13 protein-coding genes are annotated in these 10,109 nt (G+C 53.7%); 9 read left to right on the top strand and 4 right to left on the bottom strand.

Annotated elements, in window-relative coordinates:
* Positions 1-66 precede the first annotated feature (66 nt).
* From repC to DSM25558_RS26885, 8 genes are all read left to right on the top strand, one after another.
* The gene (gene repC, locus DSM25558_RS26930) at positions 67-1,281 is read left to right on the top strand and encodes a plasmid replication protein RepC (RefSeq protein ID WP_077107693.1); all 1,215 of its coding nucleotides are present in this window, start codon (positions 67-69) and stop codon (positions 1,279-1,281) included.
* 58 nt (positions 1,282-1,339) lie between these two features.
* Entirely contained in the window at positions 1,340-1,606 is a 267-nt protein-coding gene (locus tag DSM25558_RS26925; RefSeq protein WP_244554327.1) for an addiction module toxin RelE, read from the top strand.
* Positions 1,607-1,673: 67 nt separating this feature from the next.
* Positions 1,674-1,979, top strand: coding sequence for a helix-turn-helix domain-containing protein (locus tag DSM25558_RS26920; protein WP_077107692.1), 306 nt, complete (start codon positions 1,674-1,676; stop codon positions 1,977-1,979).
* Positions 1,980-2,233: 254 nt separating this feature from the next.
* Positions 2,234-3,181, top strand: coding sequence for a YiiG family protein (locus DSM25558_RS26915; protein WP_077107691.1), 948 nt, complete (start codon positions 2,234-2,236; stop codon positions 3,179-3,181).
* 723 nt (positions 3,182-3,904) lie between these two features.
* On the top strand, positions 3,905-4,588 hold the full coding sequence (locus tag DSM25558_RS26905; protein ID WP_077107689.1) for a hypothetical protein: 684 nt from the start codon (positions 3,905-3,907) through the stop codon (positions 4,586-4,588).
* A 173-nt stretch (positions 4,589-4,761) separates the two neighbouring features.
* On the top strand, positions 4,762-5,028 hold the full coding sequence (locus DSM25558_RS26900; protein WP_077107694.1) for a WGR domain-containing protein: 267 nt from the start codon (positions 4,762-4,764) through the stop codon (positions 5,026-5,028).
* A gap of 1,047 nt (positions 5,029-6,075) precedes the next feature.
* Complete coding sequence (locus DSM25558_RS26890) at positions 6,076-6,459, top strand: type II toxin-antitoxin system RelE/ParE family toxin (protein WP_077107688.1); 384 nt, start codon at positions 6,076-6,078, stop codon at positions 6,457-6,459.
* The gene (locus DSM25558_RS26885; RefSeq protein WP_077107687.1) at positions 6,443-6,760 is read left to right on the top strand and encodes a helix-turn-helix domain-containing protein; all 318 of its coding nucleotides are present in this window, start codon (positions 6,443-6,445) and stop codon (positions 6,758-6,760) included. Before DSM25558_RS26890 ends, DSM25558_RS26885 begins: the two co-directional genes overlap by 17 nt.
* A gap of 275 nt (positions 6,761-7,035) precedes the next feature.
* On the opposite strand, the gene DSM25558_RS26880 is transcribed toward DSM25558_RS26885, so the two are convergent.
* Complete coding sequence (locus DSM25558_RS26880) at positions 7,036-7,578, bottom strand: SMI1/KNR4 family protein (RefSeq protein ID WP_077107686.1); 543 nt, start codon at positions 7,576-7,578, stop codon at positions 7,036-7,038.
* Positions 7,579-7,811: 233 nt separating this feature from the next.
* Positions 7,812-8,531, bottom strand: a complete 720-nt coding sequence (locus tag DSM25558_RS26875) for a hypothetical protein (protein WP_077107685.1) — start codon at positions 8,529-8,531, stop codon at positions 7,812-7,814.
* A gap of 136 nt (positions 8,532-8,667) precedes the next feature.
* Between DSM25558_RS26875 and DSM25558_RS26870 the strand changes: the two genes are divergently transcribed.
* Complete coding sequence (locus DSM25558_RS26870) at positions 8,668-8,901, top strand: helix-turn-helix domain-containing protein (protein ID WP_077107684.1); 234 nt, start codon at positions 8,668-8,670, stop codon at positions 8,899-8,901.
* 51 nt (positions 8,902-8,952) lie between these two features.
* Here DSM25558_RS26870 and DSM25558_RS26865 read toward each other — a convergent pair whose 3' ends face one another.
* Both DSM25558_RS26865 and DSM25558_RS26860 read right to left on the bottom strand, forming a co-directional pair.
* Positions 8,953-9,312: a hypothetical protein gene (locus tag DSM25558_RS26865; RefSeq protein WP_077107683.1), complete on the bottom strand. Its 360-nt coding sequence runs from the start codon at positions 9,310-9,312 to the stop codon at positions 8,953-8,955.
* Positions 9,309-10,109, bottom strand: an 801-nt coding sequence (locus DSM25558_RS26860; RefSeq protein WP_143240264.1) for a type IV secretory system conjugative DNA transfer family protein, incomplete at its 5' end; no start/stop codon positions are given. The genes DSM25558_RS26860 and DSM25558_RS26865, both read right to left, overlap by 4 nt.

Raw genomic sequence — 10,109 nt, 5'->3', positions numbered from 1 at the left:
CACAGTCAAGAGTCTTTGGCATCGTTTTGGTGAGCAATTTTTCTTTGCCTATTAAAGGTGAAAGAAATGCAGATAGGAAGTGTGACGACGCCCTTTGGGCGGCGGCCAATGACGCTCGCCTTGGTGAAGCGGCAAGTGGCCACAAACGATATCAAGGCTGGCAAGACAGTTGAGAAATGGAAAGTCTTCCGTGATGCCTCGGAAGCGAGAGAAGAACTCGGCTTGCAGTCGAACAGCCTGGCTGTGCTCGACGCGCTTCTGAGCTTCTATCCGGAAAAAGAATTGCGTCAGAACGCGCAGCTTGTCGTGTTTCCCTCAAACGCTCAGTTAATCCTGAGGGCCCACGGAATGGCGGGAGCTACGCTGCGTCGGCATCTAGCGCTTCTGGTCGATGCTGGCCTGATCATTCGCAAGGATAGTGCCAACGGCAAGCGTTATGCGAGGAAGAATGGTGCGGGCGAGATCGAGAATGCATTCGGTTTTGATCTCTCGCCAATCCTCGCTCGGTCTGAAGAGCTTGCTGTCATCGCGCAGAAAGTCGTCGCGGAGCGCTCAGCGTTTCGCAAGGCGAAAGAAAACCTGACAATCTGCCGCCGTGATGTCCGCAAGCTGATCACTGCAGCGATAGAGGAGGGGGCTGACGGCGACTGGATGGCGATCGAGGCTATGTTCATCGACCTCGTTGCCCGCATTCCACGCTCCCCAACCATCGCTGATGTCGCCAGTATCCTCGATGAACTGGAGCTTTTTCGCGAGGAAATCCTTAATCTGTTGGATACGCAGTCAAAATCAGGATTTAATAGCACCAATGCTGCTCATATTGAGCAGCACATACAGAATTCAAAATCCGAATCCTTTAGTGAATTTGAACCTAGCTCTGAAAAAGAGCAGGGCGAAAAGCCGAGCAAGAGCGGTCGGCCGAACAGCGAGACGCTGAAGGCGTTTCCTCTGGGTGTTGTGCTGAAGGCATGCCCACAGATTATCGACTATGGACCGGCAGGTTCTGTGGGTGGTTGGCGCGATCTCATGTCGGCCGCGGTCGTGGTGAGATCGATGCTGGGTGTGAGCCCTTCCGCTTACCAGGAGGCTTGCGAAACCATGGGGCCGGAAAATGCAGCGGTTGCGATAGCCTGTATCCTGGAGAGGGCAGGGCACATCAATTCGGCGGGCGGATATCTGCGTGATCTCACCAACCGGGCGGCGCGTGGAGAGTTTTCGCTCGGGCCGATGGTGATGGCACTGTTGCGGTTAAACGGGGAAGCTGGAAAGCGGTCTGCGTGATGATCATTGACAAAAGCGAGTTCGATCACCATAACTACCCCAATGGGTTATAATCACTATGCAGACAGTTGCTGAAACATCGCTCTTCGTCAAACAGGCAACGGCTCTGTTCACGGACGACGAGCGCAGGGATCTGATCGATTTTCTGGCGACCCATCCACAGGCCGGTGATGAAATACCGGGTGCAGGTGGGGTCCGAAAGCTAAGATTTGGCGCCAAGGGTAAAGGCAAACGGGGTGGCGCCCGCGTTATCTATTACTGGTACGGCGACGATGCGCCCATCTATGCGCTTCTCGTCTACGGAAAGAACGAAAGACGGATTTGAAGCCGGAAGAGGCCAAAGCGGTCGCTGCGTTCGCGAAGGCGATAAAGGCGACATACAGGAGCAAACCATGAGCGAGACGACAAAATTCGGCGAGGATTTGATTCAGGCTATGACCGAAGCTCTGGGTCATGCGCAGGGCAGGGACCCTGCGGGAATGCGTGTCACTGCCGTGGATCCGGAAACTGTTGACGCCAAGGCGATCCGGCAAAAGCTGCATCTGACACAAGATGAAATGGCTGCTTTCCTTGGGACGAGCGCTTCTGGGTACAAAAAGTGGGAGCAGGGGGCTCGACAGCCATCAGGTGCTGCTCGGACGCTTCTGCGTGTGATGGAAAAAGAGCCTGAGGCAGTGCTGCGCGCGCTGTCCGGTTGATGATGCGTACAATGCACTCGTAGTCAGAGAAATGGATCGCGACGCACAACGAGAATAAGGGATATTCCCCCCTGGATCGTCCTCCGGTTGAGCAATGCGTTCGTTATCTTATCGAAACACTGTTAACCGCGATAAACGTTTCAGACCCCAGGTGATCTTTCCTCATCTCTCAATATGCGCCAGAGTTGGGCAGTAGGCATTGACCTGCCGGCGTCATGACACAGATGTATGACCACGATTGTAGGGAGATTTTGATGGCGTTTTTCAAGAAGTTCATGGCGGCTACCGCGCTTGTGTTTGTTTTGCAAAATCCGCTTGCAGTCGGGTTCGTGTCTCGTCCGGCATTTTCGCAGACTGCTACGGAAGCGGCGGTATCTGAAGAGGTCACAGCCAAGCTGAACACCTATGTCGAATTCTTGAACCGGACGCTCAGAGCATCAGAGTCGTTGGAGCGCTACGACAGTTGGGTGGATATGAAAAAAGGACCCACTGGCAAAGAGAGGATCATCTACGGCCTGTACTCGCTTTACGACGTCCGAGATGAAGCTTCTGCCGTGGTAGCCGCTACGCAGGCATCCCCCAAGATGCCAGAGCTCGATGCTACAATGGCCGCCTATGTCGAGACGTACCAGCAGCTTGCGCCGGTTATTGAGCGCGCCAACAAATATTACGAGAGACAGGACTACAAGAGCGATAAGATGGAGGCCGGCAAGGGCTTCCACAAAGAGATAGCTGCGCTTGCTCCCGCATTCGAGGAGCGCCGCAAGGCGGTAGATGCTGCGCTCCGCACGGAGAAGGTGAAAGCGGATCTGGCATCACTGGCCGCGCTGGAACAAAGCGAGGGCAAGAAGTCTCGCTGGCATGTCCGCAACGTGATGTTTCGTGCAGAAGCGGTGATGGATCTGATGCCAACAAACGATCGTCCAGTCGTAAATATGACCGACTTCAAGCAAGGACTGAATGACTATTCGGGGGCAGTCCGGGAGTTCGATGATTACTCGCTGGAGCATCCCGATTCGTTCCACGTTTTTGAGTCGCAGCCGGCGTCGCTTTTATCGAAGCTGCGTGATTTCGACGAAAAGCTGGAGAAGGCAAAAGGCGACGCTCGCAAAGGGGCAGGCGAGGATTTGCAGTGGCTGGTGTCTGACTACAATACGATGGTGAGCACGGCCCAGACGGCCACAACCTTTGCCAAGGACTAGGTCAGAAGAAAGCAGAGATCTCCATTTGAGTTCCGGTTGCCGCAGACGTCGAGTGGAGAGAGGCTGAAACCGGTTGGTGAAATTCGCAAACTCGGTCGAGCGGGGCCGATACTCCGGTTGCACCACCGTAAGGATTAGCCAACACATCTATAAAGGATTGGGAAATCCGGCGCTGTCTCACGACAGCTGAGACTTTTTCCAACGTCCGCCGAGCCACGTTCCGCTCCTGCACAATCCCGGCCTATGGCTGTTCTGGTTCCAGTGCTTTGATCACCAATTGGTATCGTTTGTAGCGAAGGCGTATTCGAGATTCATCCGTCTCGAGGCTATCGCAACGCAGTCGTTCCACCGCTACCGCGATTTCTCCGGCACGCGGACCATCATATGGTTCTTCTCCGGCCCAATGCTCGCATTGCGCACGACGGTCCAGAAATGCTTCGACATCGTGAGGCAGTTGGACCGTTATAGACGCCAGAACGGCTGTTACCAAGAACGCAAGTATCATCATTTCCTCCCCGGCGTTCTCACTCGTTGATAATCCTGTCATCGGTGTGAGACGTTGACTATGCTGTGTAACGAACGGTGCGCCACTTCTGAAACAATATATTCCAAGAGGGATTTTTAGCGAAGGTGATCAGCCAACTTAAGATATTAGCGCGGTACAGTTCCCTGATCGCCGCCCTATTCTGCATTCTTTCAACAGCGCAATTTGCAGGAGCCGAAATGCCATCTGAAGATTATGCCGATATCATCGCCTTCGCCTCCGATTTCTCGGGAGGTGACCCCACCATCGTAAAGCGGGTTCAGGAGATGGCGGTCAACCCACCCACAGATATGGAGACCGTCGGATTTTACGGCGTGGAGGATTACCCTGCGCGTCATCGGTTGTTTCTTGCCACCGTCAATCTGTTGGACAATGGAGGCACGCTCCACTCGGTGGAAGATAAGTACACCAGCGACATTTTCTCGATCTGGCAAGAAGGCGGCATTATAGACAAGACCGCGCTCGGCCCTGTCGCGAATGCCGTTTTCGGTCCTCTGATTATTGGCGAACAACCGCCGGGACCGATAAGTGTTTATCGTGACCTCGTTTGGGCTCAATATGCCGAGGCCACAAAGGAGTTGGAGCAGAGCATACAAGCCAGCGGTAAGGTTCTCCTGTCGATCGATGCGACGGACGGCGATACGATGTTTTTTGCGCTCGTACATCCCGAGATCGCTGACCGTTGGCGCGACAAGGCTTTAAGCGAACACGCAGGATATCGCTCAGGTGTCCGTTCTGTGATGTGGGACCGCCTCTGGCTCAACCTGATTTACTCTACCCGAGGAATGATGGCTGCCGACGACCGAAAAGGCCTTCCACCCGGAACGCGCGAACGGGACGACACGATTCCGTTTGCGAAATGAACACGGTCATTCAGCGGCTTTATCCCTGAGCTCAAAAGATCGCATGGCGGTGTTTTATCAAGTCCGTTGACAGGCCGCGCGCAAACAGTTCCATCAAAATTATGAATCGGTATCGATGAACCGATTCAAAACTGTCGTTGGACATCCGCAGGCAGATTTTCGATTCTGCCGGTATGAGTACACAGCCCAACCATGTCTATATCGAACGAATTGACGCCCCCCGAAACATGGCGCGGTACTACGTGCTCGACATGACATCCACTCTGTTTGGAGACGTGTGTCTCACGCGGGCCTGGGGCAGGATTGGCTGCCGGGGCCAAAGCAAGACACAGCAATTCGCGCGAAGGGAGGACGCGTTGATCGTGTTTCTTGACATTTTGCGACGAAAGACGGTCCGTGGCTACCGGGCACCTGCCCTTCTAAATGGACCAGTTCGGTAGGGGCGAGGAGAGCGGACGGCCCATGCTCGGACTTCGAAGGATGGGGGGATCGGCCAGGCGTCAGCATATCCTGGCGCCGGGGGCAGCCGCAATGTATGTTTGGAAAGTACGCACCCGTGCTAGCGATGTTCTATTAATGTTCTCATCATCAAATGAGTCAAGACGGTTCTTCGTATCGGTTGATTGAAAGCATGATTTAATTTTATCTAGCGTTCAACCGGAGGTGATAATGGAAGAATTGAGGAACGCTCAAAGCGCTCAGGCTGGCGCACGATTCAGCTCGTGCTGTAGATCGGGGCATGCTCACATATCTGATTGAGGTAGCAGTCCAGCAAGCCGAGTACGAAAACGAACAAGAAGAAAAAAAGCAGGCGCGACATTGACCGTGATCGACAGCAAACCAAAGTGAAAGCGCGGTCTATGACCGTGGCTTGTATTGCTCGCCGTTACACTTTTGGCAATTTATGGATACCGACAGGCCGTACTTGCCTGGGGAGACATGGTCAGAACGTGGAGAGACCTCGTCCAGCTGTTCTGGTGGATTATTCCAGATCGACAGCCGTGAACCAAAACAAAACCCGCCAAGTCGGCGGGCAAAGTTGAGAATGACGCGCGTACTGAATACATTTCGCGCTTGGTGTCGAAACTGCACGGCAAAAGTGAATGCCTGGTAAATTTCTGGTAGCAAGAAATTTGCTGTGTCAGATGGATTTATTGTTATTTCGCGCTGCTGGCGCGCAGACACCTATCTTCCCGACCGGCTTCGGTTGGGCCCCAGTCCCGCAAGGGCAAACAGCCTCGCCCGTATGGCTGTGCGTCAGCGCGACCACGAGCTTGCTAACGCTCCTTGATAGCTTAACCATAGGACTGGTTGATCATGGCTATTGGAATTTGTTGCGCAGGCCGATTACGTGGGGAGGCCGTTTTGCAAAGATCCATGGTATGCGGCTCATGCCGACATTGGGTAAAGATCAGTGTTTGGGGTTGCGGTCGCGCGGATCCTCTTGAAGGGTAACACGTAGTGTAATATATAAGGCAGACGAAGACGTGAGGATTTTTAAAAGCAGCAGGTTTCATAAGTTTGCTCGCAAGGAAAAGATCACAGATAAGATGCTGTGTGACGCCGTCGATGGTGTCGAGCGCGGGCTTATCGATGCTGATCTTGGCGGTGGCCTTATCAAGCAACGGGTGGCGCGACCTGGGGCCGGGAAGTCTGGGGGTTACCGAACTCTGATCTTTTTTAGGACGCAGACGCGGGCCGTCTTCGCATTCGGGTTTGCCAAGAGTGAAATGGAAAACCTCGACGATAATGAGGAAGCCGTATTCAAGAAGGCGGCAAAGTTGGTGCTGGGATTTTCTGACGACCAGATGAACGCTGAAGTCGAAGCTGGCCGCATGCTAGAGGTGAGATGTGATGAGCAAGTCTTATAAAAGCGAAGCGATGGCCGCTATCCATGAGATGATGGAAGGCTTCCACGAATCCGGTGCGATCGATAAGCAGACCATGCGCGAGTTCGACGACGCGTGCCTGACGTCCGTAACGGCACTTACGCCGGAAGAGATCCGCTCTATCCGCGAGAGCGAAAATATCTCTCAGCCTGTGTTTGCCCGCTACCTCAACGTTAGCAAAGGCCTGGTTTCCGATTGGGAGCGTGGCGTCAAGAAGCCGGGTGGCCCAGCGCTTCGCCTGTTGACGGTGGTCCAGAAAAAAGGCCTCCAGGCAATATCATAACCGGCGACGCACCCGTCTGTGATCCGGCTTCCAAGGTTGACCCATTTCGGCGCGGAATGGATAATCCCATATCCTACGAACTGTCGAACTATGATGCTGATGGGTATCAGTTTTTTTCTGTCCAGACAGGGTCGTCCTTCGGTGCCTATGGCAGGGTCAAACGGCTCGCCGAAACAAAATTGACCCGTCTATTCGTTGAGAAGATACAGTTGCAGAGGGTGAGCTCTTTAAATACCCGCCCTCACCTTTCGGCAATTTAGCTGATATGCGCTTTCTTACAGTTCTACTTTTTTCTCCGTGCCCTTCTTGCTTGGGAGATACCAATAGTCGTGACCTTCGTGATCTTCGTTTTCGTATAAGCTCCTTATAAAGGACCGAAAGCTTTCGTCCTGCGGCCACGCTTTGTCATTCCCAGCTTCTCCCCATGCACTTTGGGAATGGAGCCAAAGGAAGACTTTGCCATATGAGCTTTCGTTGAGACTTAACAAAATCTCGATGCCGCCAGGAGTGGAGCCAATAGCGAGCATGTCCGGAGGATTGCGCTTGTCGAATATCCCGCCGTTCAAAATGTCCTCAACCATGCTCCAGTCATAAAATGTATTAACAAACGTAGCCGGTTCACCCATGGAGTAAACTTCGTCCGGGATTTTCCGGTCAAAGATCAGCGGATAGATACGACCACCGTTATACATTTCTAAGAAAGTGCGATAATCGTCGGGAATTGTCTTCCCAGTCTGTTTTTCCCAATTTGCGATAGCCTGCGTCGGATCAGAAACAGAACTCCAGTCGCCCTCAGACGGCCTGATAACAATATCCATTATTTCTCCTCACAACTCTGATGCGTTGCTGCCACTATATAGAGACGCGCTTTCCGTATTGGGAGTTGTTGCCCCCGGATAGTAAGAATACCTTTTGGTATCAGCCGCATGGTTGTCCGGTTTCGTTGTGATGCCAATTCAATTGTGGCACTCACGAGCGACAAAACTGCTACGCTCGAAAATTTATCTCAGCTTTGTCGTCCCGGAGCGGTCGTCACCTTCACAAGGTCTAGCTAAGTTTTTTCATTCGGGGGATTTTCGCCATTGCTGGACAGCTCCACCTCAACCAGATCAAGCAGTATCTTCCTTAGTTCAGGCCAAGGGGCATCCTTTCCCTTGTTTCCCGGATCTTGCGTGCTCATCAGGCAGTGCAGTTTTGCAGTCGTTTCAACAATGGTTCTCGGTTTTGATAAGAATAATATGCGCGACAACCTTCCTTCCTGCTCCGCCAGATCGTGCTCGAAGGCGAGAGCAGGGCTGTATCCAAGCTTTCTATCTGCCTCATTCCATCTCTCGCGGCGCTTCCGCAACAGAGATCGTGCAGACGCCAACTGACCTGGGTCCACGCGTGATTTCAGCCGGTTAAGTTCAGCAATGGTGTAAACGGTCACTGGTCTCTCACTCGGAGAGATTTGGATTTGCACGACCGGGAATGCGCCTGCCATCGCGAGCACCTTCGACTCCGTCTTCTGCTGGTATCTGGTAATGTGAACGAGCCGCTGATGGACCTCGTACCAGTTCAACCACAGTCGCGCTGTTGACGTTGGCCCAGGCACCTTTCGATCGGGAGCCTTTTCCAATTCAGAAACAAGCGGTACCAAGATTTTAGCAACAGCGCCCAGAAGGTTCTTTCGGTCGATCCTTGACGGAAGCTGTGGCCTGTCCTCAATGGGATTTTGGCGTTTTCTACGGGTTGTTTTGGGCAAAGTTCTGCTATTCTCAGAATCAGCCATGATCCAAGCTCCTATAAGCTAGATTGTGGTCAGGTTGCTCATGGTGGTACGAACACCATGGGCAGCCGATTTTACAGATTGCGAGGTTACAGTTGCGGTTCAAACTTGGCAAGATAAATCACAACAGTGTTGTGAAATGAACTCTATCCAGTGTAAGCTCGCGCGCGTTGCATTAGGGTGGGGTGTGAGAGACCTCGCGCTCGCAGCCAATGTTTCGACCCAGACTGTCAGTCGTCTTGAGGCCGGCGAGCAACTTCGGATTAGTACTCTAGACGGTATCAGAAAAGTGCTTGAGAATTCTGGGATAGAGTTCATTCCAGAAAGCCACGATGGTGGCGTTGGGATCCGGCTAAAAAAACAGACACCCTGACGTTTGACCTCACAATTGGCTCGTTAAAGCGTCGGTACCTGCTCAACCTGTTCAATGATACGTTGGTTTCGAAACCGACAGCATTTTGACCGCCATTCTGACCAGCTTCCGAAACTTTTGCCAGTCAGGCAAATCCTGCTCATTCCCCCTTTCCTGGATGGCAGATAGCACCCAGCCGACGCAAGCGCTGTCATTCACTGCTCGATAGCTATCGGAGCGTTTGAAACAGGCCACGATCCGAGGCCTCGCATCGCCGGCATCCTTCGGAATATCGGCAATTAGTTTTTGTGCCTCCTGATAGGCATCGGCTATATGTCGACGTTCTTCCGGACCACTTTGGGTTATCATGCCGATGGTCCACTCGAACGTCTTGAACATGGCTTCGACTTCTTTGATGGCGTCATCATTCATATCGGATCGAATGCTCCCCTGAACTCGGGATCGACATAATAGGTGAGCTTGCCAGCGATGATAGGCCGTTGTCCGGCAAGGAACAGCAGTTGCCCTTGAGGCGGCAGATTACGTACCTCGTCGGGGGTGAGCAGTGGCCTGGCGGTGTGGTGCTGACTGAAGGAGATCCCTGACTTTTCGGAATCGAGCGCGCGGGCCATGGTCTGGAAGACGACCGTTTCCTGCCCGAGCAGATCAGAGACAAGCCGGGCGCTGTCATGATCGTTGACGCCGAAGACCTGAAGCACGCCGGCGTTTGACAGGAAGGTACCGGCGCGCTGCCCATAGGTGGCGCGCAGCTGGTGGACGTCCTGAAGGATTGGCCAGAGCTGGACGCCATACCCTGCCATCAGACCCATGGCGCGCTCGACGGGAGCCAGATGGCCAAGGGCGGCGAACTCATCAAGCAGATAGAGAACCGGCACGGGTGGCTTTGCCGGATCGCGCGCCATGTCAGTCAAGCTTTGGCTGACGAGCAGGCGGAGCCAGCGAGAATATGTGGACAGGCGATCGGGCGGCAGGACGAGGAATACCGTCACGTTGCCGTGCTTGAGATCGGCAAACCGGAAATCCGATCGACCGAGGACCGTCGTCATGCGCGGGCTGTCGAGGAAATGGGTGTGGCGCTGCGCGGCGGAGAGAACGCCGGCCGCCTCGCGCTCGGCCTTGCCGAGGTGACGGTTTGCGGCTCTGGCGATCAGGCCACCCACCTCATCGCAGGCTTGCATCCGCTTGAGCAGGGCGGTGAATGTTTCTGG

It is taken from the genome of Agrobacterium sp. DSM 25558, assembly GCF_900100825.1.
GTDB lineage: Bacteria > Pseudomonadota > Alphaproteobacteria > Rhizobiales > Rhizobiaceae > Agrobacterium.
Note: the sequence above shows the minus strand (reverse complement) of the source record. Positions and strands in the feature narration are given on the sequence as shown.

Coding starts and splice junctions, on each gene's coding strand:
- DSM25558_RS26865 (WP_077107683.1), bottom strand. CDS start 9,312: ATGAATGATGACGCCATCAAAGAAGTCGAAGCCATGTTCAAGACGTTC.
- DSM25558_RS26925 (WP_244554327.1), top strand. CDS start 1,340: ATGCAGACAGTTGCTGAAACATCGCTCTTCGTCAAACAGGCAACGGCT.
- repC (WP_077107693.1), top strand. CDS start 67: ATGCAGATAGGAAGTGTGACGACGCCCTTTGGGCGGCGGCCAATGACG.
- DSM25558_RS26920 (WP_077107692.1), top strand. CDS start 1,674: ATGAGCGAGACGACAAAATTCGGCGAGGATTTGATTCAGGCTATGACC.
- DSM25558_RS26900 (WP_077107694.1), top strand. CDS start 4,762: ATGAGTACACAGCCCAACCATGTCTATATCGAACGAATTGACGCCCCC.
- DSM25558_RS26875 (WP_077107685.1), bottom strand. CDS start 8,531: ATGGCTGATTCTGAGAATAGCAGAACTTTGCCCAAAACAACCCGTAGA.
- DSM25558_RS26870 (WP_077107684.1), top strand. CDS start 8,668: ATGAACTCTATCCAGTGTAAGCTCGCGCGCGTTGCATTAGGGTGGGGT.
- DSM25558_RS26880 (WP_077107686.1), bottom strand. CDS start 7,578: ATGGATATTGTTATCAGGCCGTCTGAGGGCGACTGGAGTTCTGTTTCT.
- DSM25558_RS26915 (WP_077107691.1), top strand. CDS start 2,234: ATGGCGTTTTTCAAGAAGTTCATGGCGGCTACCGCGCTTGTGTTTGTT.
- DSM25558_RS26905 (WP_077107689.1), top strand. CDS start 3,905: ATGCCATCTGAAGATTATGCCGATATCATCGCCTTCGCCTCCGATTTC.
- DSM25558_RS26885 (WP_077107687.1), top strand. CDS start 6,443: ATGAGCAAGTCTTATAAAAGCGAAGCGATGGCCGCTATCCATGAGATG.